Origin of the sequence: Ruania zhangjianzhongii (assembly GCF_008000995.1) — a bacterium.
Taxonomy (GTDB): Bacteria; Actinomycetota; Actinomycetes; order Actinomycetales; family Beutenbergiaceae; genus Ruania; species Ruania zhangjianzhongii.
This window is the reverse complement of the sequence record NZ_CP042828.1, coordinates 3,360,002-3,385,021: the sequence shown is the minus strand read 5'-3', so window position 1 is coordinate 3,385,021 and position 25,020 is coordinate 3,360,002. Positions and strand designations below refer to the sequence as shown.

Annotated in this window: 24 protein-coding genes and 1 tRNA gene; 14 read left to right on the top strand and 11 right to left on the bottom strand. The window is 69.9% G+C overall.

The genetic code is table 11. The annotated features are described in order from the left end of the window. Positions 1 to 27: 27 nt before the first annotated feature. Positions 28 to 567, bottom strand: a complete 540-nt coding sequence (locus FU260_RS15780) for a DoxX family protein (RefSeq protein ID WP_147917926.1) — start codon at positions 565 to 567, stop codon at positions 28 to 30. A gap of 151 nt (positions 568 to 718) precedes the next feature. Between FU260_RS15780 and FU260_RS15775 the strand changes: the two genes are divergently transcribed. Together FU260_RS15775 and rsrA are read left to right on the top strand one after the other, a co-directional pair. Further along, complete coding sequence (locus tag FU260_RS15775) at positions 719 to 1,558, top strand: sigma-70 family RNA polymerase sigma factor (RefSeq protein ID WP_280527358.1); 840 nt, start codon at positions 719 to 721, stop codon at positions 1,556 to 1,558. Beyond that, positions 1,555 to 1,821: a mycothiol system anti-sigma-R factor gene (gene rsrA, locus FU260_RS15770; RefSeq protein ID WP_147917925.1), complete on the top strand. Its 267-nt coding sequence runs from the start codon at positions 1,555 to 1,557 to the stop codon at positions 1,819 to 1,821. The genes FU260_RS15775 and rsrA overlap by 4 nt, the downstream gene beginning before the upstream one ends. A gap of 51 nt (positions 1,822 to 1,872) precedes the next feature. Here rsrA and FU260_RS15765 read toward each other — a convergent pair whose 3' ends face one another. Both FU260_RS15765 and FU260_RS24625 read right to left on the bottom strand, forming a co-directional pair. Next, the gene (locus tag FU260_RS15765) at positions 1,873 to 2,409 is read right to left on the bottom strand and encodes a hypothetical protein (RefSeq protein WP_147917924.1); all 537 of its coding nucleotides are present in this window, start codon (positions 2,407 to 2,409) and stop codon (positions 1,873 to 1,875) included. A gap of 104 nt (positions 2,410 to 2,513) precedes the next feature. Further along, entirely contained in the window at positions 2,514 to 2,588 is a 75-nt protein-coding gene (locus tag FU260_RS24625) for a 50S ribosomal protein bL37 (protein WP_413038357.1), read from the bottom strand. Between the two features lie 136 nt (positions 2,589 to 2,724). Here FU260_RS24625 and FU260_RS15760 point away from each other — a divergent pair, with 136 nt between their 5' ends. The 3 genes from FU260_RS15760 (at position 2,725) to FU260_RS15750 (ending at position 5,534) form a co-directional block, all read left to right on the top strand. Beyond that, positions 2,725 to 3,705, top strand: coding sequence for a zinc-binding dehydrogenase (locus FU260_RS15760; protein ID WP_147917923.1), 981 nt, complete (start codon positions 2,725 to 2,727; stop codon positions 3,703 to 3,705). Positions 3,706 to 3,849: 144 nt separating this feature from the next. Then, positions 3,850 to 5,391 carry a sodium-dependent transporter gene (locus tag FU260_RS15755; RefSeq protein WP_147917922.1) on the top strand — a complete coding sequence of 514 codons (1,542 nt, stop codon included), beginning with the start codon at positions 3,850 to 3,852 and terminating at the stop codon, positions 5,389 to 5,391. After that, a complete protein-coding gene (locus FU260_RS15750) occupies positions 5,388 to 5,534 on the top strand; it encodes a methionine/alanine import family NSS transporter small subunit (protein ID WP_147917921.1) in 147 nt (48 codons plus the stop codon). Before FU260_RS15755 ends, FU260_RS15750 begins: the two co-directional genes overlap by 4 nt. A 141-nt stretch (positions 5,535 to 5,675) precedes the next feature. Here FU260_RS15750 and FU260_RS15745 read toward each other — a convergent pair whose 3' ends face one another. From FU260_RS15745 to FU260_RS15730, 4 genes are all read right to left on the bottom strand, one after another. After that, positions 5,676 to 6,290: a GDSL-type esterase/lipase family protein gene (locus FU260_RS15745; RefSeq protein WP_235912455.1), complete on the bottom strand. Its 615-nt coding sequence runs from the start codon at positions 6,288 to 6,290 to the stop codon at positions 5,676 to 5,678. After that, positions 6,287 to 10,177 (bottom strand): multifunctional oxoglutarate decarboxylase/oxoglutarate dehydrogenase thiamine pyrophosphate-binding subunit/dihydrolipoyllysine-residue succinyltransferase subunit, encoded by a 3,891-nt coding sequence (locus FU260_RS15740; protein ID WP_147917920.1) that lies wholly within the window; start codon positions 10,175 to 10,177, stop codon positions 6,287 to 6,289. Before FU260_RS15740 ends, FU260_RS15745 begins: the two co-directional genes overlap by 4 nt. A gap of 212 nt (positions 10,178 to 10,389) precedes the next feature. Beyond that, on the bottom strand, positions 10,390 to 11,514 hold the full coding sequence (locus tag FU260_RS15735) for a sensor histidine kinase (protein ID WP_147917919.1): 1,125 nt from the start codon (positions 11,512 to 11,514) through the stop codon (positions 10,390 to 10,392). A 41-nt stretch (positions 11,515 to 11,555) separates the two neighbouring features. Continuing rightward, positions 11,556 to 12,269: a response regulator transcription factor gene (locus FU260_RS15730; RefSeq protein ID WP_147917918.1), complete on the bottom strand. Its 714-nt coding sequence runs from the start codon at positions 12,267 to 12,269 to the stop codon at positions 11,556 to 11,558. A gap of 138 nt (positions 12,270 to 12,407) precedes the next feature. Between FU260_RS15730 and FU260_RS15725 the strand changes: the two genes are divergently transcribed. The 3 genes from FU260_RS15725 (at position 12,408) to FU260_RS15715 (ending at position 16,265) form a co-directional block, all read left to right on the top strand. Further along, a complete protein-coding gene (locus FU260_RS15725) occupies positions 12,408 to 13,727 on the top strand; it encodes a hemolysin family protein (protein WP_147917917.1) in 1,320 nt (439 codons plus the stop codon). Next, positions 13,724 to 14,764, top strand: a complete 1,041-nt coding sequence (locus FU260_RS15720; protein ID WP_147917916.1) for a hemolysin family protein — start codon at positions 13,724 to 13,726, stop codon at positions 14,762 to 14,764. The genes FU260_RS15725 and FU260_RS15720 overlap by 4 nt, the downstream gene beginning before the upstream one ends. 250 nt (positions 14,765 to 15,014) lie before the next feature. Continuing rightward, positions 15,015 to 16,265, top strand: a complete 1,251-nt coding sequence (locus tag FU260_RS15715) for a peptidoglycan DD-metalloendopeptidase family protein (RefSeq protein ID WP_147917915.1) — start codon at positions 15,015 to 15,017, stop codon at positions 16,263 to 16,265. Positions 16,266 to 16,328: 63 nt separating this feature from the next. Here FU260_RS15715 and FU260_RS15710 read toward each other — a convergent pair whose 3' ends face one another. After that, on the bottom strand, positions 16,329 to 17,237 hold the full coding sequence (locus FU260_RS15710; RefSeq protein WP_235912454.1) for an aldose 1-epimerase family protein: 909 nt from the start codon (positions 17,235 to 17,237) through the stop codon (positions 16,329 to 16,331). A 75-nt stretch (positions 17,238 to 17,312) separates the two neighbouring features. Next, positions 17,313 to 18,857 (bottom strand): threonine/serine exporter family protein, encoded by a 1,545-nt coding sequence (locus FU260_RS15705; protein ID WP_235912453.1) that lies wholly within the window; start codon positions 18,855 to 18,857, stop codon positions 17,313 to 17,315. A gap of 217 nt (positions 18,858 to 19,074) precedes the next feature. Between FU260_RS15705 and FU260_RS15700 the strand changes: the two genes are divergently transcribed. Together FU260_RS15700 and FU260_RS15695 are read left to right on the top strand one after the other, a co-directional pair. Beyond that, a complete protein-coding gene (locus FU260_RS15700; RefSeq protein WP_147917913.1) occupies positions 19,075 to 19,674 on the top strand; it encodes an ATP-dependent endonuclease in 600 nt (199 codons plus the stop codon). Between the two features lie 10 nt (positions 19,675 to 19,684). After that, on the top strand, positions 19,685 to 20,275 hold the full coding sequence (locus tag FU260_RS15695; protein WP_210418100.1) for a class I SAM-dependent methyltransferase: 591 nt from the start codon (positions 19,685 to 19,687) through the stop codon (positions 20,273 to 20,275). Between the two features lie 42 nt (positions 20,276 to 20,317). Here the strand turns inward: FU260_RS15695 and FU260_RS15690 are convergent, their stop codons facing one another. After that, positions 20,318 to 20,977, bottom strand: coding sequence for a TetR/AcrR family transcriptional regulator (locus FU260_RS15690; RefSeq protein ID WP_147917912.1), 660 nt, complete (start codon positions 20,975 to 20,977; stop codon positions 20,318 to 20,320). Positions 20,978 to 21,036: 59 nt separating this feature from the next. On the opposite strand from FU260_RS15690, the gene FU260_RS15685 reads away from it, so the two are divergent. Beyond that, the gene (locus tag FU260_RS15685) at positions 21,037 to 21,729 is read left to right on the top strand and encodes a DUF998 domain-containing protein (protein WP_147917911.1); all 693 of its coding nucleotides are present in this window, start codon (positions 21,037 to 21,039) and stop codon (positions 21,727 to 21,729) included. A 5-nt stretch (positions 21,730 to 21,734) separates the two neighbouring features. On the opposite strand, the gene FU260_RS15680 is transcribed toward FU260_RS15685, so the two are convergent. After that, positions 21,735 to 21,807, bottom strand: a tRNA-Arg gene (locus FU260_RS15680). Positions 21,808 to 21,940: 133 nt separating this feature from the next. On the opposite strand from FU260_RS15680, the gene FU260_RS23640 reads away from it, so the two are divergent. Genes FU260_RS23640 through lysA form a run of 3 tightly spaced genes read left to right on the top strand, consistent with a single transcriptional unit; the run spans position 21,941 to position 24,961 of the window. Beyond that, positions 21,941 to 22,912 carry a hypothetical protein gene (locus FU260_RS23640; RefSeq protein WP_168211797.1) on the top strand — a complete coding sequence of 324 codons (972 nt, stop codon included), beginning with the start codon at positions 21,941 to 21,943 and terminating at the stop codon, positions 22,910 to 22,912. A gap of 4 nt (positions 22,913 to 22,916) precedes the next feature. Next, the gene (locus FU260_RS15675; RefSeq protein ID WP_168211796.1) at positions 22,917 to 23,630 is read left to right on the top strand and encodes a DALR anticodon-binding domain-containing protein; all 714 of its coding nucleotides are present in this window, start codon (positions 22,917 to 22,919) and stop codon (positions 23,628 to 23,630) included. Next, positions 23,627 to 24,961, top strand: a complete 1,335-nt coding sequence (gene lysA, locus FU260_RS15670) for a diaminopimelate decarboxylase (RefSeq protein WP_147917909.1) — start codon at positions 23,627 to 23,629, stop codon at positions 24,959 to 24,961. The genes FU260_RS15675 and lysA overlap by 4 nt, the downstream gene beginning before the upstream one ends. Positions 24,962 to 25,020 lie beyond the last annotated feature (59 nt).

The following is a 25,020-nucleotide window of genomic DNA, read 5'->3' as shown; positions in this document are numbered from 1 at the left end:
CACATGACGACCCGGTGTTCGGCCAGGTCAGGACTTGGCCTTGGCGACCTTCTCCTTCGCCTTGGCCTTGACCTCCTCGAGCTGGGCCTCGAACTCCTCGTTCGCGATCGCCAGCTCCTCGCGGTGCTCCCGCCAGTTCTGGTACTGCCAGGCCATCGAGGGCTTGCCCCGGCGGTCGGTGGCCGCGAAGACCGCCCCGGCGGTGACCGCACCACGGGTGAGGAAGGCACTCAGCTCCTCGCGCCGCTCCTCGCCCTTCTTCGACCAGAACGGGTGCCGCACCACCGTGCTGCCCAGGCCGATGACGGCGAGGGTCGCCGCGGCCAGTCGCGGTGCCTTGCCGATGGCGAGCAGCACCCCGGCGGCGATCGACGCACCGCCGCTGACTCGCACTAGGACGATGCGTTTCGCGGGCAGGCCGGGGACGGTCTCGGCGGCCTTGTCCAGAGCAGCGTCATACGGCTCGAGCAGGGCGGCATGCTTCTCCGGGTGGCGGAGGGCGTCCAGCCCATCGACCACGAAGACGGAAGCGAGCAGGGGGCGGGCGAATGCGCGCACAGGATCCATGTTCCATTGCTACCGCAGATCGGGCCGCGGTGCGAACCCGAACGGTGAACGAAAATGTGGCCAGGCCCCGGCGGCGCACCGGCCACGGCGGCGAGCACGGCGCGCTCCGGGCGTCGGAATGGAACGGCCATCACCGTGGTTGATACCGGTGATGAGTACCCAGAGCCCCGTCAGCACCGCCACCACTGCGGCCTTCGGCATGGTGTGCGGCCCCGACTCCTGCACCGTGGATCCGACGCTGGTGCCGCTGTCCGCCTCGGCGACGCCGCCGTTGGGCGGCCCCGGGCAGAGCGCGCCGGCGGCGATCACCATGCTCACCCCGCACGTGTCCGCTGCTGGCGATACCGTGATGCGTCACGACGAGGCCAGGCTAGGCTCGTCGGTGATGACCGAGCAGACTGAGCGCGCGCCCCAGGATGAGAGCGCCCTAGAGCGGGAGCGGCGGTTCGAGACCGACGCTATGCCGTATATCGACCAACTCTACGGTGCAGCCCTACGGATGACCCGTAATCCGGCCGATGCCGAGGACCTGGTGCAGGAGACGTTCGCGAAGGCGTACGCCGCCTTCCACCAGTACAAGCCTGGCACCAACCTCAAGGCCTGGCTGTACCGGATCCTGACGAACACGTTCATCAACACCTATCGGAAGAAGCAGCGCGCCCCGCTGGAGTCGGACTCCGACTCGATCGAGGACTGGCAGATCCATCGTGCCGCCTCGCACACCTCCACCGGGCTGCGTTCGGCGGAGGCCGAGGCGATGGATGCGCTCGGCGACACCGAGGTGAAGGATGCGCTCGCCCAGCTCCCGGAGGACTTCCGGCTGGCGGTCTACCTGGCCGATGTCGAGGGCTTCGCCTACAAGGAGATCGCCGAGATCATGGACACCCCGATCGGCACCGTGATGTCGCGGTTGCACCGTGGCCGGGGGCAGTTGCGGCAGCTGTTGGCCGATCACGCTCGGTCGTTGGGGATGAAGGTGGAGAAGGTATGACCGCGGAGAACGGCCTAGAGGGATGCCGGTGCGAAGAGGCGCTGGAGCATCTGTATGAGTACCTGGACGCGGAGATGTCCGAAATAGAGTTGGGCCGGCTTCGCGCCCACATCGATGAGTGCAACACGTGCCTGGACGAGGTCAGCCGCGAGCGTGAGCTGCGCATCGTGCTGAAGCGCTCCTGCGCGGAGGTGGCCCCGGATGCGCTGCGGATGCGGGTGCGCACCCAGCTGACGATCCTGCGGCAGAGCCGGTCGGTCTGAGGTAGCAGGTCCGGCCGTGCGGCGGTTCGGGCCCGCTGGCCGCCGTGCGGGTCAGTTCACGCTGGTAGCACCGTCGGTGGGCCATTCCCAACCTTCGGGTGGGATCCACTGGGTGACGGTGCACGGCGACCTGTTCTCTGCTGCGCCATCGACATGACAGCCCGAGCCCGTGCACAGGATCCCGCCCGCCACCTCCGGGTAGGGCGCAGCGGGAGCGTCCGGCTCGTCGGCATCGAGGCAGGACCACTCGGGCACGTCCGTGGACGGGGCTAGGGCAGCACCGACCCGGGTGATAGTGCCGTGGTCGAGGAACTGGTCGCCGCGCCAGGACCAGGCGGTCACGCCGCCGTCCGCGTTCTGGCTGAGGTAGTGCGTCTCGCTGTCTTCTTCGGCGAAGAGGGGCAGCTCGGTCTGCTGCGCCAGACCAGACCCGGCGCCGATCAGGCCGGCCGCGAGCAGCAGGAACCAGGGCAGCAGCGGCCGCGCGCGCTCGATCCGGCTGACCGGGTCGCCGCGATTGTCTGTGCCGGCACCGATCTCGAACTCGACATCCCGCATCCCGCCCAGTCCTCCCCGACCTGCTGCCATGGTGCGGTCCCAGAGTACGGGGCGAGGGCCTCGACACGACGACGCCGAGCCCAATGACGGGCTCGGCGTCGGTGGATCAGAGCGCCGGTGTGGGCGCCACTGGTTCAGGAGTTGGGGCGCTTGCCGTGGTTGGCATTGCGGCGCTTGCGGTCCTTGCGCTTACGACCACGCTTGCTCATCGGTGTCTCCTTTGGTGGCGGAAATTCGGGCCGCCGCCTATGATCCCACATCCGCAGGGGCGGGCCGAACCCCGGCTCCTCGGCTGAACGCACCGCCCGCCTGGCCCCGCCGCGGAGCCGCCCCTACGGTGGAGGGATGCGCGCCGTCTACGCTGCCAGCCAGGACACCGACAACCCGCTCCACGGTCTGGAGATCGCCGACCTCCCCGACCCGGATCCGCCGGCGGACTGGGTGCCGGTCCGAGTGCGCGCCGCGGCCCTGAACCACCACGACCTGTGGAGCCTGCGCGGTGTGGGCCTGCCGGCCGAGCGGCTGCCGATGGTGCTCGGCACGGACGCCGCCGGCACCGACCCCGACGGCAACGACGTGCTGGTGCACGCGGTGATCGCCTCACCCGACTGGGTCGGGGAGGAGACGCTGGACCCGAAGCGCACGCTGCTGTCCGAGCTGCACCCGGGCACCTTCGCCGACACGGTGTGGGTGCCGGCGCGCAACCTGGTGCCCAAACCTGCCGAGCTGACCTTTGCCGAGGCTGCCTGCGTACCCACGGCGTACCTGACCGCCTACCGGATGCTGTTCGACGCCGCGGCGGTCCGGCCCGGCCAGCGGGTGCTGGTGCAGGGCGCCGGTGGGGGAGTGGCCGCCGCTGCGATCCAGCTTGCCCGCGCCGCTGGCTGCTACGTGATCGCCACCTCGCGTAGTGAGGCCAAGCAGCACCGCGCCGTCGAGCTGCTCGGTGCCCACGAAGCCGTGCCCACCGGCACCCGCGTGGAGCCGGTGGACGCCGTGCTGGAGACTGTGGGTGAGGCCACCTGGAAGCACTCGCTGCGTTCGCTGCGGCCGGGCGGGGTGGTCGCGGTCGCCGGGGCCACCAGCGGGCCGGCGCCATCGGCTGACCTGAACCGGGTGTTCTTCCGTAGCCTGCGGGTGGTCGGCACCACGATGGGCACACTGGCCCAGCTGCACGAGGTAACCGCGATGCTGCTGGCCACCGGGGTGCGGCCAGTGATCGACTCTCGCTTTGACCTCGCCGAGGACGACGGCGTCCGGTCCGCATTCTCCCGTCTCGCCTCGGGTGAGGCGTTCGGGAAGGTGGTGCTCACCCGCGAGGCATGAGCCGGGGGCCGGGCCCGATCGGTGGACCCACCGCGTTGATCCGTGACGAACGGTGCGGATGTGGCTACGGTGTGGGACACCGACCGGTTGAAGTGACAGTGGACGAGGACGTTCGCCGGCGGACGTCGATGTGGAGGCTCGCAGATGAGTGAACGACAGCAGTTCAAGGGGCGAAGCGCGTTCATCTTCGCGGCTATGGGCTCTGCCGTCGGGTTGGGCAACATCTGGCGCTTCCCGTACGTGGCTTATGAGGGCGGCGGCGGCGCCTTCATCATTCCCTATCTGACCGCGCTGCTGACCGCCGGCATCCCGCTGCTGTTCCTGCTCTACGCGATCGGTCACAAGTATCGTGGCTCCGCGCCGTTGAGCTTCCGCCGCCTGCATCCGGGCACGGAAGTGATCGGCTGGTGGCAGGTCGGTATCTGCTTCGTGATCGCCGTCTACTACGCCGTGGTGATCGCCTGGGCGGTCCGGTACGTCGGCTTCTCGGTGAACCAGACCTGGGGCGATGATCCCGAGGGCTTCTTCGGTGGAGAGTTCCTGCAACAGAGCGGGGAGTTCACCATCGGTGTGTCGCTGGTGCCGGCGGTGTTCGTCCCGCTGCTGATCGTGTGGATCTTCACTCTGGTGGTGCTGCGGGCCGGTATGCAGAAGGGGATCGCGCGCCTGTCCCAGGTGTTCATCCCCGTGCTGGTGGTGCTCTTCGTGATCCTGGTGATCCAGGCACTGCGCCAGCCAGGGGCGGTCGAGGGACTGAACGCACTGTTCACCCCGAACTGGGAGGCCCTGAAGGATCCGCAGGTCTGGGTGCTGGCGTACGGGCAGATCTTCTTCTCCCTCTCGATCGCCTTCGGCATCATGATCACCTATGCGGCGCACCTGAAGCGCAAGACCAACCTCACCGGCCCTGGGCTGGTGGTGGCGTTCGCGAACTCCGGGTTCGAGATGCTCGCCGGAATCGGTGTGTTCGCCACGCTCGGCTTCATGGCTCAGGCGTCCGGGGTACAGATCGCGGACGTCGTGGCAGAAGGCGTCGGACTCGCGTTCATCGCCTTCCCGGCGATCATCTCCACCATGCCTGGTGGCGTGATCATCGGCGTGTTGTTCTTCACCTCGATCGTGCTGGCGGGGATCACCTCGATGGTCAGCATCGTGGAGGTGGTGCTGGACGCTTTCGAGGACAAGTTCGGCCTGAGCCGGACCGCCTCGGTGCTGCTGGTCGGCGGGCTGATGGCGGTGGTCTCGCTGGTGCTGTTCCCCACCACCACCGGGCTGAACCTGCTCGACGTCGTCGACAACTTCGCCAACCAGTTCGGGATCGTTGGTGCGGGCCTGACCATCACGATCACCCTCGGCTGGGGTCTGCGCCACCTGCGGGTGATGCGGGGGCACCTGAACTCGGTCTCCTCGTTCAAAGTGGGCTGGACCTGGACGATCCTCCTCACCGTCGTGACCCCCGTCGTCCTCGGCTTCATGTTCATCAGCAAGCTGATCGAAACAGTCCAGGAGGGCTACGGCGAGATGCCCCGCTGGTACGTGGAGATGTTCGGCTGGGGGATGAGCGTGGCGATCTTCGTGATCGCCGTGGTGCTCTCGAACATGAAGTGGAAGCCCGGAGTGGTTGAGGCTCTGGAGCTGGAGGAGAGTCAGAGTCCGCGCACGGAGAAGAAGGGAGCGCTCCGATGACGACACCAGCCCTCATCATGATGATCATCGCGCTGCTGCTGGTCTGGGGTGGGCTGGTGGTCGCCATCATCCACCTGCGCCGGCACCCGGAAGAAGCGGACGAGGCGGAACCGGTCAGCGACGCCAGCCCGCCGGCCGGTTAAGCCCGACCGCCGGCAGCCATGGGCGCCGCCGGCTACCGGCGGGTGACATGAGCGTCGCTAGATCGCTTGGAAGCGACGCTCATGTCACCCACCGCCGGTGGGCGCACCGTGGTTGTGGCGGTCGGTGGTGTTGCGCGCGGCTCAGGCGTCCTGCGGGAGGCCGATCCAGTCGTGCCAGCCGTTGTGCAGCACCAACCAGGCGAGCAGTCCGTAACCGGCCTGCTGCGGGTGGGTACCGTCGGTGGACGCCAGATCGGCGACCCACTGCTCATGATCTCGGAGCGGCTGATGAGTCTCGACGTACGGGATCCGGCGCCGGCCGCACACGTCCGCGAACGCGTTCGACAGCTCGGCGAGTGCCTCGGCGTCCACATCGGCTCGCGGCGGTGGGCCGAGCACGAAGCACGGGATCCGCCGGTTGGTGGCGTCATCGAGGACATTCGCCAGGTTCAGCCGGCTCCGGGCCAGGGACACCCCGTCGAGCAGGTCAGCGGCCCCCGGGGCCACCACCAGCCGGTTGTCCCCGGGACCGAAGCGCCGGTTGCACTCCGACTCCCAGCGCCCGGACAGCGCCGTGCTGGACTCCCCGGGAACGGCCAGCGGGTACCACTGGGCCGGCTCCTCCCCGGCGGAGCGGGCGGCCACCCGGCCGGTCCAGCCGAGCCCGCGGGCATCGCCGACACCGGCCACCAGCTCATCACCGACGACGCAGATCCGCTGGCGCACCAATTCCTGCTGCCGGTCCGGCGCGCTCACCGGGCGAAGGCCTCGCTGATCAGCACGGACTGCTCCGCCTGGTGCTTCTTGGCGGTCCCGGCCGACGGTGCCGCCATGTTCGGGCGGGAGACCACGCGCAGGGACTTGCCGGTCAGCTGCTCACGCTCGGGCAGGTTCGGCAGGGCGGCGACCATGTTCAGCACGAGGTAACTCCACGCCCCCTGGTTCTTCGGCTCGTCCTGCACCCACACGAACTCCGGGTTCGAGTACCGGCTGAGCTCAGCGCGGACGGCCTCGTGGTCGAGCGGGTAGAGCTGCTCCAGGCGGACGATCGCCGTGCGGTCGTCCTCGCGCTTGGTGCGCTCGGCGACGAGGTCGTAGTAGACCCGCCCGCTGCACAGGAGCACACGGTCGACGTTACCCGGGTCCACGGTGGAGTCCCCGATCACCGATTGGAACGTGCCGGAGGTGAAGTCCTCCACCGACGACGTCGCGGCCCGCAGCCGGAGCAGCTGCTTCGGGGTGAACACCACCAACGGGCGGCGCGGGCGCTGGTACGCCTGGCGCCGCAGGAGATGGAAGTAGTTCGCCGGGGTAGATGGCTCGGCCACGATCATGTTGTCCTCGGCGGCCAGCTGCAGGAAACGTTCCTTGCGCGCCGAGGAGTGGTCCGGTCCCTGACCCTCGTAGCCGTGTGGCAGGAGCAGCACCACCGAGGAGGTCTGCGCCCACTTCTGCTGGGCGGAGGAGATGAACTCGTCGATCACCGTCTGGGCGCCGTTGACGAAGTCGCCGAACTGCGCCTCCCAGGCCACCAGTGCGTCCGGGCGCTCCACGGAGTAGCCGTACTCGAAGCCCAGGGCCGCATACTCGCTCAGCGAGGAGTCGTACACCCAGAACTTGGACTGGTCCGGGGAGAGGTAGGACAGCGGGGTCCACTCGGCTCCGTTGCGCCGGTCGTGCAGCACGGCATGCCGCTGCACGAACGTACCGCGCCGGGAGTCCTGCCCGGCCAGCCGCACGGGCATGTTCTCCATCAGCAGCGACCCGAAGGCGAGCAGCTCACCGAAGGCCCAGTCGATAGCGCCCTCGGTGGACATCTGCTGCCGCTTCTCCAGCAGCTGGGTGAGCTTCGGGTGCACGGTGAAGCCCTCCGGCGGGCGAGTGTGCGCCGCGCCGATGTGCGAGATCACCTTGGCCGGTACAGCGGTCTGCCAACCGACCATCACCCCGGCGTCCTCCTGCTGGGACTCCGGCAGCTCCAAGCCCTGCACCTGGTGATCGGTGCGGGCGTTGCCTTCGCGAGTCTCGGTGAACACCCGCTCCAGCTGGCTCTTGTAGTGCTGCAGCGCCTCTTCAGCCTCGTCCTCGGTGAGGTCGCCGCGACCCACCAGTGCCTCGGTGAACAGCTTGCGGACGCTGCGCTTCTTCTCGATCAGCGAGGTCATCACCGGCTGGGTCATCGACGGGTCGTCGCCCTCGTTGTGACCGCGACGGCGGTAGCAGACCATATCGATGATGACGTCCCGGTTGAACTCCTGCCGGTAGTCGAAGGCCAGCTCGGCCACGTGTGCGACCGCCTCCGGGTCGTCGCCGTTGACGTGGAACACCGGGACCTGCAGCCCCTTGGCCACGTCCGTGGCGTACATCGTGGACCGGGAGGAGGAGGCACCGGTGGTGAACCCGACCTGGTTGTTGATCAGGATGTGCACGGTGCCGCCGGTGCGGTAGCCGCGCAGCTGGGACAGCTGCAGCGTCTCGGTCACCACACCTTGGCCGGCGAAGGCAGCGTCACCGTGGATCAGCACCGGAAGCACCGAGTACCCGTCGCCGCCCAGGTTGAGGCGGTCCTGCTTGGCCCGGACCACCCCCTCGAGCACCCCGTTCACGGCCTCCAGGTGGGAGGGGTTAGCAGCCAGGTAGACCTTGGTCGTCGCTCCGTTCAGCGCGGTGAACGTGCCCTCGGTGCCGAGGTGGTACTTCACATCTCCGGAGCCCTGCACGGTGCGCGGGTCCTGGTTGCCCTCGAACTCGGCGAAGATCTGCCCGTAGGACTTACCGGCCAGGTTCGCCAGCACGTTCAGCCGGCCCCGGTGCGGCATCCCGATACCGACCTCGTCCAGCCCTTCCTGGGCGGCACGGTCCAGCACGCGGTCCAGCAGCGGGATGAGGGACTCGCCACCCTCCAGGCTGAACCGCTTCTGTCCGACGTACTTGGTCTGCAGGAACGTCTCGAACGCCTCAGCGGCGTTCAGCGTGCGCAGGATGCGCTTCTGCTCGTCCCCGTCAGGCTTGGACCAGCCGGACTCCAGCCGCTCCTGCAGCCACTTGCGCTGGGTGGTGTCGTGCAGATGCATGTACTCCACGCCGATGGTGCGGCAGTAGGAGTTGCGCAGCAGTCCGAGGATGTCCCGGAGCAGCATCTTCGGTTTGCCACCGAAGCCGCCGGTGGGGAAGAGCCGGTCCAGGTCCCAGAGCGTGAGCCTGTGGGTCTGCACATCCAGGTCGGGGTGCTTGCGCTGACGGTAGGCGAGCGGGTCGGTGTCGGCGATCAGGTGACCGCGGGAGCGGTAGGAGTGGATCAGCTCGGCCACCCGGGCCGGCTTGCCGAAGTCCTCCTCATTGCTCGGTGTGACGTCGACGGTCCAGCGCACCGGTTCGTACGGCACCCGCAGGGAGGCGAACACCCGGTCGTAGAACCCGTCCTCACCGAGCAGCTTGGCGTGCACGATGCGCAGGAAGTCACCCGACTGGGCGCCCTGGATGATCCGGTGGTCATAGGTGGACGTGAGGGTCATCACCTTGGAGATGCCGAGCCGGGACACGGTCTCCAGGGAGGCGCCCTGGTACTCGGCGGGGTAGTTCATCGCGCCGACACCGATGATCGTGCCCTGCCCGGACATCAGCCGCGGCACCGAGTGCACCGTACCGATGGTGCCGGGATTGGTCAGGCTGATCGTGGTACCGGCAAAGTCGCCCACCTCGAGCCCGCCGGAGCGGGCCTTGCGGATGAGCTCTTCGTAGGCGTGCCAGAACTCGGCGAAGTCCATCTCCTCGGCACCCTTGATCGAGGGGACGAGGAGCTGACGGGTCCCGTCCGGCTTCGCCAGGTCGATCGCGAGCCCGAAGTTCACGTGCGCCGGGCGCACCACACCAGGCTTACCGTCCACCTCGCGGTACCCGGCGTTCATCTCCGGCATGTCGCTGAGAGCCTCGACCACGGCGAAGCCGATCAGGTGGGTGAAGGAGACCTTCCCCCCACGGCTGCGGGCCAGATGGTTGTTCAGCACGATCCGGTTGTCCACCATCAGCTTGGCCGGGATGGTGCGCACACTGGTGGCGGTCGGGACCTCCAGAGAGGTCTCCATGTTCGTGACCACCCGGGCGGCGGCGCCGCGCAGCCGGGTCGCTTCACCTTCACCACCGGCCTCCCGCGGCCCGCCGCCGCTGACTGCCTGGGTGTAGGCGGCCGTGGGGGCGACTGCAGTGGCCACCGGTGCCTCGGGGGGAACGTCGCCCTGCACCTCCGCCGGCGGCGGCGTGGTGTCGCTCTGCTGGGCGGAGGTGGCCGAGGAGGTCTGCGGTTTGGGGTCGGCCGGCTCAGCCTGTGGTGCGGTGGTCGGCGCCGCTTCGGTGTCCTTGGCGGCACTCGCCGGCGGCTGCTGCGCCGGTGCGCTCGCCGAGGATGCCGACTGCCCGACCGGGGTGGGAGCCACCGGGGTCGGGCTGGCGGCCGAGGCAGCGGCACTGCCGTTCTCGGAACTGGAGAGGTCGGCGGGGGAGTACGTCTCGAAGAACGCCCACCAGGACGGATCAACGAGGTTCTTGTCCTGCTTGTACTGCGAGTACAGCTCTTCGATGAGCCACTCGTTCCCGCCGAAGGCCTCGGCTGCGGATGTCGAGTCGTGGGGTGCCTGCTGGGACACTCGGGGATCGCCCTCTTCCGATGCTGTGCGTGGTGGATGCGTACTACCAGCCTAGGTGACGCCGCACGAGGACAACCGCAGATCCGGGTGTTTCGACCCATCTGTGTGGTCAACCAGGCACTCTGCGGGACATCGGTTCAAGCCGGGGCAAATAATCGGTCAGGTGCGACGCTGCGGCCGATGAGGGGGAAGTGTTCTTGTCCTGGAGCCGCTCAGCTGTGCTCGACCGGGCCGGTGGCCGGCAGGGTCACCCGGATCATGGCACCGCTGCCGCGGGTCGGATCGACTACCTCGATCGTTCCGCCGTGCAGGCTCACCGCCCACCGGGCGATCGCCAGCCCCAGACCGGTACCCCCGGTGGACTGCCCACCGCGCTGGGCGGGGGTGTTGCCGCGCTCGAACCGTTCGAACACTTTCTGCCGGTCCTGGACCGGGATGCCGGGCCCCTCGTCCTGCACCTCGATCACGACGGCGTCCGGTAGCGACTCGTAGCGACCGGCCAGGTAGATCTTTCCTCCGGCGGGGGAGTGCCGGGCAGCGTTGGCGAGCAGGTTCGCCACCACCTGGTGCAACCGCTCCGGGTCGCCGACCACCCGCAGGTCCGACGGCGTGCTGGTCACCTCCCACTCCAGATCGTGGCCGGTCTCGCTGGCGGCGTGCCGGGACTGGGTGGCCGCTTCCTGCAAAAAGGGGCCGATCTCGATCTCGGTGAGGTCCAGGTCGGCCGCACCGGCCTCGAGCCGGGACAGATCGAGCAGGTAGGCGATCAGCCGGGAGAGTCGCTCCACCTGATCGAGCGCCGACTCCAGCGTTTCTGGCGATGGCGACACCACGCCGTCGGCGAGGTTCTCCAGCTGCGCCCGGAGTGCGGCGACCGGCGTACGGAGCTCGTGCGAGACGTTCGCGACCATCTCGCGGCGCCGGGTGTCCAGCGTGTCCAGGTCCTGGGCCATCGAGTTGAACGCCGCGGCCAGCTCGCCGACCTCATCCTGGCTGTTGGTGTGCACCTGCTGGCTGTAGTCCCCCCGGGCCATCGCCTGCGCCGCCGTGGTCATCTCGCGCAGTGGACGGGTCATCCCCCGGGCGAGGATCTGGGTGAGCACCAGGGAGCAGACCAGCGCCACCGGGAACGTGCGCAGCACACCGAAACCGAACTGGTCGCCGGCCCAGGTGACCAGGGTGAAGAGCGCGACCATGGCGCCGATGATCACGATCAGTTTCATCTTGATCGAGCGCAACGGGTCCAGCGGGCGCAGGTCCCGGTACAGCGCGTGCTGCGCCTCCTGCCACCCGGTCTTGCTGCGAGCGTGCCGGAACAGCCGCTGATGCCTGGTCATCGGGTGCTCTGCCGGGCGGGCACGCAGCGGTGGGAGCACATCTACTCGGTCGGCTCCAGGGCGTAGCCGACCCCGTGCACGGTGCGGATCAGGTCCGAGCCGAGCTTGCGCCGCAGTGCCTTGATATGCGAGTCCACGGTGCGGGTGCCGGAGGCGTCAGCCCAGTCCCACACCTCCGCGAGCAGGCGCTCGCGGGAGAGCACGGTGCGGGGGCTTGCCGCCAGGCAGACCAGCAGGTCGAACTCCGTGGGGGTCAGATGCGCTTCGCTGCCCGAGCGGGTGACCCGGCGGGCGGCTTTGTCGATGGTCAGGTCACCGAGCTGCATCGCCGCCTCGCCGGTGGCCGGTGGCGGCGCCTGGGAGCGCTCCACGCGGCGCAGCAGCACCTTCAGGCGGGCGAGCAGCTCTCGCATCGAGAACGGTTTGGTCATGTAGTCGTCGGCGCCGACGCCGAGGCCGACCAGCATGTCCGTCTCGTCATCGCGGGCGGTGAGCATCATGATCGGCGGCACCTGCCGTCCGGCGCTGGTGGCGTCCGCCTGGATCCGCCGGCACACCTCGAGACCGTCGATACCGGGCAACATCACATCCAGCACGATCAGGTCCGGCGCCAGCGTGGCGGCGGAACTCACCGCGGTGGTGCCTTCACCGACCGTGTGCGCCTGCCAGCCTTCCGCCTCCAGACGGCGAGCGATCTGGGTGGCGATCTCCGGTTCGTCCTCGACCACCAGGACGACTGTATGCGAGGGGCTCATGCGGCAAAGCCTGACACACCTCGGCCCGGTGGCGGCTGCAGGGCGCACCTGCGATTCGTTGTCGGGAGGTACGCGGGCCGCTATTCTGACCTCCATCATGTCTGGCCATACCGGCGCCTCGAGGTGCAACCCGGCGTCATGATCACCGACTGGCTCCTGGTCGCACTCGGCGTGGTACTCACTGCCGGCACCGCTCTGTTCGTGGCGGCCGAGTTCTCCATGGTGGCGCTCGACCCTGCGGCCGTGGACAAGCGGGCCCGCGGCACCGACCGCACCGCCCGGCTGGTGCAGCGGGCGCTCCGCCAGCTGGCCACCGAGCTCTCCGGTGCACAGGTGGGGATCACGCTGACCACGGTGCTGCTCGGCTACACGATGCAGGCGGCACTGGCGAACCTGCTCACCGAGGCACTGGCCGTGACCGCGCTGGCCGAGGTCGGGGCAGCGGCGATCGCGGTAGTCCTGAGCCTGCTGATCGTGAACACCTTCTCGATGCTCTTCGGTGAGCTGGTCCCGAAGAACTGGGCGATCGCGGACCCGATGCGGGTGGCCCGCCTGGTGGTGCGCCCGCAGCACGGTTTCACCACGGCGCTGCGCCCGGTGATCACCGTGCTGAATGGGTCGGCGAACAAGATCCTGCGCCTGGCCGGTGTCGAGCCACGGGAGGAGCTCGGCGGCGGCCGGTCCGCTACCGAGCTCGCCGCCCTGGTGCGGCACTCGGCCAAGGCCGGCACGTTGGAGCGGTCCACGGCGCTGCTGCTGACGCGGTCGATCGGTTTCGGAGAGCTGACCGCCCAAGATGTGATGACCGACCGGATGCGGATGCAGACGCTGCGCCGGGACGCCACCGCCGAGGAGCTGGTGGCGTTGGCACGCAGCACCGGGCACTCCCGGTTCCCGGTGATCGAGACCTCACCGGACGACGTGGTCGGGATCGTGCAGCTGCGCCGGGCGATCGGGGTGCCGCACGACCGGCGTGGCGAGGTACCGGTCGCGGCGCTGATGGACGAGGCCCCGCAGGTACCGGAGACGGCACGACTGGCACCGTTGCTGGTGAGCCTGCGCAACGGGCTACAGATGGCGGTGGTGGTGGACGAGTTCGGTGGTACCTCCGGAGTGGTCACCCTGGAGGACGTGATCGAGGAGCTGGTCGGCGAGGTGGCCGATGAGCACGATCGCCGCCGCCGGGACGTGCGGGCCGGGCCGGAGGAGTCCTGGCTGGTACCCGGGACGGTCCGCCCGGACGAGCTGGCGCTGCGCACCGGTCTGCGGGTGCCCGATGAAGCGCCGTACGAGACGCTCGGCGGGTTGGTGATGACCGTGCTCGGCCGGATGCCCCAGGTGGGCGACGAGGTCGAGGTACCCGGGGTGTGGCTACGGGTGGAGACGATGGACGTGCGCCGGGTGGAGACGTTGCGGGTGCGGGCCGTGGCTGCAGCCGAGCCGGAGGGGGACGAGTGAGCTCACCGACGGCGCTGCTGGTCACCGTGGTGTTGCTGCTCGGCAACGCGTTCTTCGTCGGTGCCGAGTTCGCGATCATGTCTGTGCGGCGTTCTCAGGTGGAGCCGCTGGCCGACGCCGGGTCCCGCTCGGCACGGACGGTGCTCTGGGCGCTGGAGCACGTCTCGCTGATGCTGGCCTGCGCCCAGCTCGGCGTGACGGTCTGCTCCGTGGGTCTGGGCGCGGTAGCCGAGCCGGCGATCGCCCACCTGCTCGAGGGACCACTGACCGCGGTGGGCCTTCCCGCCGGGGCGAGTCACGCCGTCGCCCTGGTGATCGCCCTGGCGATCGTGGTGTACCTGCACGTGGTGATCGGAGAGATGGTTCCGAAGAACCTGGCCGTGGCGGCACCTGGCCGGGCTGCGTTGTGGTTCGGCCCGCCGCTGGTGTGGATCTCCCGTGTGCTCTCCCCGCTGATCCGGTTCCTGAACTGGCTTGCCAACGGGGTGCTGCGGCTGGTCGGCATCGAGCCGAAGGACGAGGTCACCTCCACCTTCACCGCGGAGGAGGTGGCAGCGATCGTCGAGCGCTCCCGCGCCGAGGGGCTGCTCCAGGACGAGCTGGGCCTGCTCACCGGGGCGATCGAGTTCTCCGAGGCCGACGCCGGATCGGTGATGGTCTCCGGAACCGGACTGACCACGCTGCCGATCGGGTGCACTCCTGCAGAGGTCGAGCGTGCGGTGGCACGGACCGGCTTCTCCCGGTTCCCGATCGTGGAGGACGTCACGATCGTGGGCTACCTGCACGTGAAGGACGTGCTCTACGCCGAGACACCGGTGCAACGGACGGCTCCGGTGCCCCCGTGGCGGGTGCGGCCCCTGGCGGTGGCGCACACCGACGACGAGATCGAGACCGTGCTGGGGGCGATGCAGCGCACCGGTGCCCATGTGGCCGGGGTGAAGGGCCCGGCCGGAGAGTCGGTCGGTGTCGTCTTCCTCGAGGACATCCTCGAAGAGCTGGTCGGGGAGGTGCGGGACTCGATGCAGCGAACGCGCTGACGCCGGCCGGAGTGTGAAAATGTCGTGGACGCGACAGCCCCAGACCGTGCAGTCGTGGAGATTGTGTGCACGATCCCAGTGATCCGCCGCACGATCGCGGCTGTGCAGCCAGGGGTGGTGGACCGAGCATGGCAGGTCCGTTATGATTCCGTAATCTGCGCGGTTGTCTCGACGAAGACGCCAGCTGCGGATCCTTCCCCAGCAGTACCCCAGAAACGTGCCCGTATGAATTGTTGTGCCCGGAGGTCGTGTGAGCTCGCAGCGTGATTGGACCGCTGACGCCTACCCGACCCGTCGACAGCTCCGCGAAGCGGCCCGTGCTGCCCAGCCCACCGATCCAGCTCCTGCAGCTGCGTCGAGCACCAGTGCAGCCACACCGGCCGCCGTCGCGGAGCCGGCCCCGACATCGGCGCCCGCAACGCTGACCCGGCGCCAGCTGCGTGAACGAGCGCGCGCCGAGCAGGCGGGACAGGCCGCAGCGCAAGGATCGGTATCGGGCGAGCCGACGGCATCGAGCGCCCCGGCGCCGGCCGACGACGACGTGCTCGTAGCCAGCGCGGACGAGCCGTTCGCCAGCGACGAGCGGCCGTCTGCGGTCGCCGCGAACGTCGCCGCCGACGAGCGACCGGTCACCCCGCCAGCGCGAACCTCGTGGGCCGAGATCGTGCCCGGGTCCCGCGCGAGCAAGGCTGCGCAGAAGTCACCGGCGCGCCGGTGGCTGCCTCGACTGGCTGTGCTCGGTGCGCTCGCGGCGCTGACCACCGTGGTGCCGCTGACCGGCGCCGCGCTACCGACCACCTCGTCCGATCCGAGCACCGGAACCCCACTCGCCGAGGCCAGCGCCCTGGACGTGTTCTCCAGCGGCGGCACCCAGATCTCCACCGACGCCTCGGCCGCCCTGGCGGCTGATCCGCTGGCCTCGGTGCGCTCGATGGTGGCCACCAGCCGTAGTGATGAGCGCAGCAGCACCTGCGCGGCCGGTGCGATGGAGGCCAACGGCGTACTCGCCAGCGAGGTGGAGGTCGTCATCACGCCCGAGGTGATGATGCCGCTCTCCGAGGGCAGCTACCACTACACCTCCCGGTACGGTGTGCGCGCCCACCCCATCTTCGGCAGCTACGGCGAGCACACCGGACTGGACATGGCGGCTGCCGCCGGGACACCGATCCACGCGGTCGCCGACGGAACGGTGGTGCACGCCGGCAACGGTATGGACGGCCGCAGCAGCATGCTGGTGATCATCGAGCACGAGGTGGACGGCCAGCCGATCTGGACCTGGTACGTGCACATGTACCCGAACGGCGTCTACGTCTCCGAGGGACAGCAGGTCAGCGCCGGCGAGGTGATCGGCGCCGTCGGTTCCTACGGCAACTCCACCGGTCCGCACCTGCACTTCGAGGTGCACCTGGACGAAGCCCAGACCACGATAGACCCGGAGAGCTGGCTGGCCAGCACCGCAGCACCGCTGAACAGCGAGACGCTGCAGTGCGCCGAGGGCTGAGCCTCCCACGGAGAGGCTGAGCACCCGCTGCGAGGCTGAGCCGGGAGCCGGGCGAGCAGCTGCTCAGACCAGTTGCAGTCCCCAGTGCACGGTGTGCCGGTCCCCGGGAGCGAGCCGGATCAGGTTCTCCCCGGTCCGGAAGGCGTCCGCCACGCAGGTCATCGGCTCCGCCGCCAACCCGGTGCGGCGCGCCGCAGCCGCGCGCACGTGGTCACCGGTGCACAGCTGCCAGCAGGTCAGCGAAGAGTCCATCCAGACCTGCACAGTGCGCCCGTCGCTACCGCGCAGGCGTAGCCACGCCCGGCCGTCGGCGTTGAACCGGGGGGACAGGAAGGCGTCGTCGAGGTCGACCCCGCGCAGCGGCCGCGGGGACCGGAAATCGAACTCGGCCGGAACCTCGGCCACCCCGGTCGGCAGCAACCGGTCATCCGTCGGTACCCACTGCGCCACGTCCACCTCCAGGACCGCGTCGTCGAGTGTGCCCGGGCCCGGGGAGAGCCACGGGTGGAAGCCGACGCCGTAGGGAGCGTTGCTCTCCCCGGTGTTCGTGCCGGTGGTGGTCACCTCCAGCCCGGCTTGGCTCAGCTCGTAGCGGGTGGCCACGGTCAGCGGGAAGGGATAGCCGGGAGTGGGGGGCAGGTCCACGGCCAGCTCGACGGCGGAGGCGGTGTGCGAGCGCACCTCCCAGCGGAGCCAGCTGACCAGCCCGTGCAGCGCGGTCTGCCGTGCGGGTTCGGTCAGCGGTACCTGGTAGTCCGCGCCGTCGAAGCTGTACTGCCCGTCCCGGAGCCGGTTCGGCCACGGTGCCAGCACAGCGCCGTTGCATGCCGGGGGTAGCTCGTCAGCACCGAACGGCACGACGACGTCTCGTCCGTCGGTCTGGAACAGGCGCAGGTGCGCGCCCACCTCGGTGATCACGGCGTAGGCGCCGCCGTGGCGGATCTCGAACTGCTGACCGGTGAGTGCATTCACAGCCACTGACCCTATCGGCGATCCGGGTGGGCCCGGCTGCACCGTCCATCTGGTGCGGGTACGAACGCCCCGCACCTAGTCTGCCTCCTGGGTGCGCCGGGAGGCCTTCTCCGAGGCCGCGTCCTCGCCGAACAGGCGCCGGGCGAGGTAGCCGCCGATCGTGGACCCGGCAGCCAGACCGAAACCGGTCGCGAACGCCAGCACGAGCGCCGGCAGTGCCTGGCTCACCGCGTGTTCGGTGCCCATCAGGGAGTACAGCGCTCGGTAGACCGCCAGTCCGGGGATCAGTCCGATCACACCGGCCATCGTCATCGCGGCCTCCGGCACTTTGAACCAGCGGTAGGTGAGGTGTCCGAGCACGCCGGCCACCACTCCCGCGAGGCCGGGTACCAAGCCTGGCTGATTGGTCAACGGCAGCAGCAGGTAGTAGACCGCGAAGACGATCCCGGCCACCAGCGGCAGCAACGGGACCACGCGGAGGCGGATATAGGAGGTGAGCGCGAAGCCGAGACCGATCAGGGCGGACCCGGCAGTGCCGGCGAGCAGACCGCCGTCGGGCCCGAGAGAGGTGCCCACGTACATCGGGACGCCGAGGCGGAGCGCGATCCCGAGCGTGGTGGAGATACCCACGGCGAGGCCGAGCGTGAGCATCACCACCTCCATCGCACGCGCCGAGGCGGTCACGTAGTAGCCGTCGATGGCATCGCGTGCGGCCGAGGTGAGGCCGATCCCGGAGAGCAGCATGATGATGCCGGAGATCACGATCACTGTGGGCCGGTTCGCGCCGGGAAGCTCGATTCCCAGCGACTGCAGCCAATACATGAACGCCGCGATCGAGGTGGTGATGGCGGCGGCGCCGATCTGGGTGAAGAACGCTGCAATGCCCCACCGCTCCATCAGCCGGGTGATCAGGTCGACCGCCACTGCGGCGGCAGCGGCCACCAGGATGAGAACGGGGCTGGCGTCATACATCACCACGACGCCACCGGCCAGCACCGCCTTCCCGAGGGTGACCACCCAGCGGCGGTAGGGGTGACGCTGGGTGACGATCTCCCGCAGCCGGCGCAGCGCTTCGGTGACGTCCATCGGCTCGTCCGCATCGGTGATCTCTGCCATCAGCAGATACACACCTTGCAGCCGGGAGTAGTCGGTGGTGCGGTTCTTGATCACCCGCAGCACCGAGATCGGATCCTCATCGAGGCCGCGGCGGACCGAGATCGTGATCGAGGTGAACGTGATGTCCACCTGTGTTCCGGTAACGCCGTAGCACTCGCTGATCCGTAACGTGGTGGCGACGACGTCAGCAGCGGAGGCACCGGCGGCGAGCATCGCCTCACCGGCGCGCAGGCACAGATCGATCACTGCCCGCGCATGGCGCTGGGAGATCTCTTCCTCCCGGTCGGTGACCACGATCTGCTGGGTAGGCTCGCGGACAGCGCGCATGATCGCACCGGCGCGCAGGCGCATCGACTTGAACAGGCCCGCCGGGCTCGGCCGCGCGTGGCTGGCCGTGTCCTGCCCGGCGCCGTCGGCGCTGTTCGCGGGGAGGGCTTCGGCCTCCTCCGGCACGGCTGCCTGCTCCGCGGCGCCCGCCTCGTCGGAGGAGAAGTCCTGGGTCACGCGTCGGTCCTCCGCTCGTCATGGTGGTGGCAGGGTGCTCAGCTCACGCCGGCTCCCCAGGGTCCGCGGTGACCGGCGTGGCAGTGTGCACGATAGCTGCCGGCGGCATCGCCTGACGACCGGGCAACGTCGTGCCGAATGACGACCAGGCAACGCCCCCGCACGGTGCGGAGGATAAGTCCTGGTCCTGCTCGCGCGGGTGGCACAGAATGGTCGGGTGCGAGAACCGGCAGACGTGCGCGCAGCGGTGCGTGGCTGGGCTGCGGGCGGGCGGGCGCTGGATCGGGCGGAGATCGGCGGCCTGCATCGAGCAGTCCTGGTGGAGGGCATCAGTGACGTCGCAGCGCTGGAGACGCTCGCCGCTCGGACCGGCCCGCCGCTTCAGGGCCGCGGTGTTGCCCTGATTCCGATGGGCGGGGCGACGAACGTGCGCCGCTACGCCGAGCTGCTCGGCCCGAGTGGGCTCGGCCTGTCACTGACCGGGCTGTGCGATGCCGGCGAGGAGCGGTTCTTCCGCTCGGTGCTACCGGCCGAGGACGTCCTGGTCTGCCGGGCCGACCTGGAGGAGGAGCTCATCCGCGCTCTCGGCGGCAGCGGCACGATCGAGGTGATCGCCGCGGAGGGCGACCTCAGTGCCTGGCGGCTCTTCCAGCGTCAGCCGGCCCAGCGCGAGCGAGGCCTGACGGCCCAGCTGCGGCGCTTCATGGGCACGCTCAGCGGGCGCAAGGAGCGCTATGCCGCCGCGATGTGCGCTGCGATGGCCGAGGACCGGGTACCCACCCCGCTGGCAGCGGTGCTCGCCAGCACTGACGAGTAGGAGCGTGTTGATGCCGAGCTATCCACTGATGTACCGCCTGGGGATGACCCCGTGGGAGCGGTACGGGCAGGCAGCGAGCGCAAGCATCGCCGCAGTGCTGGACCGGGAACGGGCGGAGGCGGACGACCCGCCCGGGCGGGCGCTCGATCTCGGCTGCGGCCGCGCGCAGTTCACCCCGGAGCTGGTGCGCCGCGGGTGGAGCGCGGTGGGCGTGGATATCGTTCCAGCAGCGATCGAGGGGGCACGGCGCAAGGACCCCGACGGCGGTCGGTACGAGGTAGCGGACGTCACCGATCTCGATCCGCACCTGGGCCAGTTCGACCTGTTCCTGGACATCGGGTGCTTCCAGGGGTTCGAGGCTCCCGAGCGCGCCGCGGTGGGCCGGAGTGTGACCGAGCGCGCGGCGCCGCGCGCTCGGGTGCTGATGCTCGCCTTCGGGCGCACCCGGCTGCGCTCGATGATCGGCGGCGTATCCGAGGAACAGGTGAGCGAAGCGTTCCCCGGCTGGCGGCTGACCAGCTCGGAGCCGGCGGAGACCGCCGGGCTCGGCTGGCCGATGAACCGGACTCGGCCGCGGTGGTACCGGCTGCAGCGGAGCTGACCCCGCTCTGCTCCGCGCCCGGGCGGCCGGACCGGGCTGACCTCAGCGCGCGCTCGCGCCATAGGCGGCAACGAAAGCGCTGGCAGCCGTCGCGGCGAAACGCTGCCGGTCCGCTGCACTGGGCAGGTCCGAGGGGATGAACATGGCCCGGTCCTGGGCGGGGGAGAGGGTCAGGTAGGCGAAGTGCGCAGCAGCGACTCGGACGTCGTCGGCGATGATCAGCCCTGAGGCGCGGTAGGGCTCCAGCTGCGCGGCGACGGTCTCGATCCCGGCCGCCGGTGCCTGGCGGTAGTAGTCGGCAGCAAGGTCGGGGAACTGTTCCGCCTCGGCGATGATCAGCCGCCGCAGCGAGAACACGCGGGTCTGGAGCACGCCGTCCAGATAGGTGCGAGCCACTCCCGTGAGCCGTGTCTCCAGCTCCTCCCGGTTGCCGGCCGGGGTGGCACCGAAGGCCGCAGTGATGCTGGCGATGATCGCGTCCGCGTTCCGGGTGATGCCCGCCACGATCTCCCGGAACAGCCCCTCCTTGTCGGAGAACTGCTTGTACACGGTCTGCTTCGAGACAGCTGCCGCTGCCGCGACCTCGTCCATGCTCGTGCCGCGGAACCCCTGGCGGAGGAACAGGGTGGTGGCCTCGGCGGTGATCGCCTGCCGCTTTCGCGCCGAGCGTCCGATCACCGGTTCCGCTGTGCCTTCAGTCATGCGCTCATCCTACGGAATAGTACTGGACAGTCTAGTTCTCGACCGGCTAGCATCGGGCCATGAGCGATGACGCTTCGACTTTTGACCGCGCCGCGGCGGTGACCCGCAGTCTGCTCGGCTGGGGTGTCGTGGCCGGTCCCTTCTATCTGGTCGTCGGCCTGGTGCTGGCGCTGACCCGGTCCGGCTTCGACCTGAGCCGTCATGCGCTGAGCCTGCTGATGCTGGGCGAGCATGGCTGGATGCAGCGCACCACGATCATCGTCGCAGGGTTGATGGTGCTCGCCGCGGCCTATGGGGTGCTTCGAGCGATCCGGGACGGTCGGGGACTCGCGATCGGGATTCTCACCGGTGTGTACGGGCTCTGCCTGGTGCTCAGTGGCATCGTCATCCCCGATCCGGTCGCGGGATTCCCGCCGGGGGCTGAGGGCGGGGTCGCCTCGGCCGGCGGTATCGGGCATCTGATGGCCGGTGCGCTCGGTTTTGTGGCGCTGGCGGTCGCGGCGTTCACCTATTCGCGCTGGGCGGCGCAGCGGGGTGCGTCGGGCCAGTCCCGGCTCGGCGTGGTCAGCGCTGTGGTGATCGTCGCCGGCTTCGTCGGTGGAGCGGCGCTCGCCCAGTCTCCGGCGGGTGTGGCGCTGCTCTGGCTCGCGGTACTGGCCGGATGGGCGTGGCTCGCGCTCGCGTCGGCGCATCTGTACACCGTGGTGCCGCATCCGGTGATCGCCGAGCGGACGCGCCCGGACCCGGTCTAAATCGGTGCCCCCGGCGGGATTCGAACCCACGACCTTCTGCTCCGGAGGCAGACGCTCTATCCACTGAGCTACAGGGGCTTTCGCCGCGGCGTGAGCCTATCAGGGGAGGGGCCGCTGATTGAAATCGGCTCCGGCCGAGCCACCCGCGGCCGGTCCCCGTAGCATTGCTCATCGGAGAGCAAGCGTGCGAGGTAGACCGGAGGAGAGCACGGTGACGCAGAACCCACCCGACCAGCCAGGTGGTCAGCCCGGGCCGTACGGGTCGCCCGAGCAGTTCGGAGCCGGCGACTCCCAGCCCTACGGTGCACCGGGACAGCAGCCGCAGCAAGGCGGGGAGTATCCCTACGGCGCCGGCCAGCAGCAGTCCTACGGCGCTGCTCCGGCGGGGCAGCCTGACGGCGCCAGTGCTGCGCAGCAGCCCTATGGCCCGCCCGCTCCGGCTCAGTCCGGGTCCGGCGGGCCGGACGGACCCGGCGGGCCCGACGGGACCGGTCCGAACCAGCCCGGCGGTCCGGCAGGCCCACCCCCAGGTGGTCGGCGGAGCAACGCCGGGGTGATCGCCGGGATCGTGATCGGTGGCTTGCTCGTCCTCGCCCTGCTGATCTGGGGCGCAATCACCTTGATCGACGGCCGGGACGACACCATCCCCACACCGACCCCCACGGCCACGGACCCGAGCACCGACGGCAGCGCCGACGCCGACAGCGAGCCCACCGATGACGCGACCGACGAGTCCACCGACGATTCCAGTGGCACCGACGCTGGTGGCGGCGAGCTCTACGACCTGCTCAGCACCGAGGCCGCCGAGGTGGCGGGCGACTCGGGTAACACCTGGACCATCCAGGGTGACTGGGCGGACGCCAGCGACCTGAGCGCGGACGCGATGGAGGCCTACACGGCGACCTACAGCTCCGACGCCGGGGAGATCACGATGACCGCGATCTCCTTCCCGGACTCCGGGGCGGCCGACACCTATGTGGCCGGTGTGCAGGACGAGCGTGGCGATCCGGACTACTCCGGTGATGTCTGGCAGTCGGACAACGGCAACGGGCTCGGTACCCGGATCGACTACGACGGCGATGTGTACAGCGTCTACTGGTACGACGACTCGGCGGTGGTGTACCAGATCGACGCCCCGGACGCGGACACGGCTCAGTCCTTCTACGGCTCCCTGCCGTTCTGATCGGGTGCCCAGCCAGCTGGCCGAACTGCTCAGCACCCACCTGAGCGAGCTCGGCTGCAGGACGCCGGAACCGATCCGGCTGCGCCCGGTCCGCCGGGGGCAGCCGGGTGATCTCGGCACCGCGGTCGCCTACGCCGCGGCCGGCTCCGGCCCGGCCGCGGAGCGCCTCGCCGGTGAGCTCGCCGACCGGCTGCGCGGTGCACCCGGCTTCGCCGAGGTGCGCACCGAGGCCGGCTACCTGACCCTGACGCTGACCACCGACGTCCTCCTGGACAGCGTGCGTCGGCTGCTCCGGCCCGGAGCTGGCGCCACACCCACCCGGGCCCTCGACGGCGGATGGCCGGCTGGTCTGCTCCCGGTCGCCCTCGCCCACGCCCGGTGCCGCAACGTTGCCCGCGCAGCCCGCGCGCACGGCGTACGCCCCACCCTGGGTGCGGAGCTGACCACCACCGGGAGCGCCGTCGTCGACCGGGACCTGACTCGAGCGCTGCTGGTCCGCCTGACCGCCGACCACCCGGGCGGGCGCGGTGCGGCCGTGGCGCTGCGTGACCTCGCTACCACCTACCAGGACTTCTACGCCGGCACCCGCACCGCACCGCGCGGGGCGGGACCGGTAACCTCGAAGCACCGCACCCATCTGGCCCTGACCGAGGCGACTGCTGTGGCGCTCGCCACTGGACTGGCCTCGCTCGGCCTGCACGCTCCGGAGCACCTGTGACCCATCCCGAACAGCCCGGCCTGTGGCCGGAGAACCTGACCATCGTCGACGGCGTCTGGCACCTGGGCGAGCAGCCGCTCACCGAGCTCGCGGAGCAGTTCGGCACGCCTGCCTATCTGCTCGATGTGCCCGGGCTCCGGGCGCGCGCCGCGCGCTACCGCCGCGCCTTTGCCGAGGCCTTCGCGCCGGCGCCGGTGCAGGTCTACTACGCGGGCAAGGCGTTCCTGTCCATCGCCGTCGCCCGGTGGATGCACGCGGAGGGCTTGCGCATCGACACCGCGTCCGGCGGGGAGCTGGCCACGGCGTTGGCCGCCGGAGTCCCTGGTGCGGACATCGGCCTGCACGGCAACAACAAGTCCGATGAGGAGATCGACCGCGCCCTGGAATCCGGTGTCGGCCGGATCGTGATCGACTCGCTGGACGAGATCGACCGGGTCGAGGCACTCGCGGCCCGCCGCGGGGTGCGGGCACCGGTGATGGTGCGGGTGACCACCGGGGTGCACGCCGGTGGTCACGAGTTCATCGCCACCGCCCACGAGGACCAGAAGTTCGGCCTCTCCCTCGCCGGGGGGACCGCCGCCGAGGCATTGAGCCGGATCGCCGGCCGTGCGCATCTGGAGCTGCTCGGTCTGCACTCCCACATCGGCTCCCAGATCCTCGACCCGGACGGGTTCGCCGCAGCGGCCCGCGCCCTGTTGCAGCTGCGCGCGGAGCACGCCGAGCGCACCGGCGTGCTGCTCGGTGAGCTGGATCTGGGCGGCGGGTACGGGATCGCGTACCTGCCCGATGAGGCCGAAGCAGACATCGCCACCCTCGCCGGCTCGCTGGCCCGCACCTGCGCGCAGGAGTGCGAGCGGTTGGGCACCCCGATGCCGGAGTTCTCCTTCGAGCCGGGCCGGGCGATCGTCGGCCCGAGCATGCTCACCCTGTACCGGGTGGGCACGGTCAAGCCCGTGCCGCTCGACGAGGGCGGCGCGCGGTGGTACGTCTCGGTGGACGGCGGGATGAGCGACAACATCCGGCCCGCGCTCTACGGCGCCGACTACCACGCCGCCCTGGTGCGCGACTCGACGGCCGCCCCGGTGCTCGCCCGCGTGGTCGGCAAGCACTGCGAGAGCGGGGACATCGTGGTGCACCAGGTCCAGCTTCCCGCGGACGTGCAGGCCGGGGACCTGCTCGCGGTTCCGGCCACCGGCGCCTACGGCCGGTCGATGGCGAGCCAGTACAACCTGCTGCCCCGGCCCGGCGTGGTAGCCGTCGGGGACGGGGAGCCGCGGGAGATCGTGCGCCGGGAGACGATCGAGGACATCCTCGCCCTCGACCTCGGCTGACCCACCCACGCATCCCCGCCCGCCCCACACCCACACCCACACCCCGCCCACCCCCGTGA

Bases quoted from the DNA above. Each gene is read 5' to 3' on its own strand.
- FU260_RS15780 (WP_147917926.1), bottom strand. From the start codon at position 567: ATGGATCCTGTGCGCGCATTCGCCCGCCCCCTGCTCGCTTCCGTCTTC.
- FU260_RS15775 (WP_280527358.1), top strand. From the start codon at position 719: ATGAGTACCCAGAGCCCCGTCAGCACCGCCACCACTGCGGCCTTCGGC.
- rsrA (WP_147917925.1), top strand. From the start codon at position 1,555: ATGACCGCGGAGAACGGCCTAGAGGGATGCCGGTGCGAAGAGGCGCTG.
- FU260_RS15765 (WP_147917924.1), bottom strand. From the start codon at position 2,409: ATGGCAGCAGGTCGGGGAGGACTGGGCGGGATGCGGGATGTCGAGTTC.
- FU260_RS15760 (WP_147917923.1), top strand. From the start codon at position 2,725: ATGCGCGCCGTCTACGCTGCCAGCCAGGACACCGACAACCCGCTCCAC.
- FU260_RS15755 (WP_147917922.1), top strand. From the start codon at position 3,850: ATGAGTGAACGACAGCAGTTCAAGGGGCGAAGCGCGTTCATCTTCGCG.
- FU260_RS15750 (WP_147917921.1), top strand. From the start codon at position 5,388: ATGACGACACCAGCCCTCATCATGATGATCATCGCGCTGCTGCTGGTC.
- FU260_RS15735 (WP_147917919.1), bottom strand. From the start codon at position 11,514: ATGACCAGGCATCAGCGGCTGTTCCGGCACGCTCGCAGCAAGACCGGG.
- FU260_RS15730 (WP_147917918.1), bottom strand. From the start codon at position 12,269: ATGAGCCCCTCGCATACAGTCGTCCTGGTGGTCGAGGACGAACCGGAG.
- FU260_RS15725 (WP_147917917.1), top strand. From the start codon at position 12,408: ATGATCACCGACTGGCTCCTGGTCGCACTCGGCGTGGTACTCACTGCC.
- FU260_RS15695 (WP_210418100.1), top strand. From the start codon at position 19,685: ATGCCGAGCTATCCACTGATGTACCGCCTGGGGATGACCCCGTGGGAG.
- FU260_RS15690 (WP_147917912.1), bottom strand. From the start codon at position 20,977: ATGACTGAAGGCACAGCGGAACCGGTGATCGGACGCTCGGCGCGAAAG.
- FU260_RS15685 (WP_147917911.1), top strand. From the start codon at position 21,037: ATGAGCGATGACGCTTCGACTTTTGACCGCGCCGCGGCGGTGACCCGC.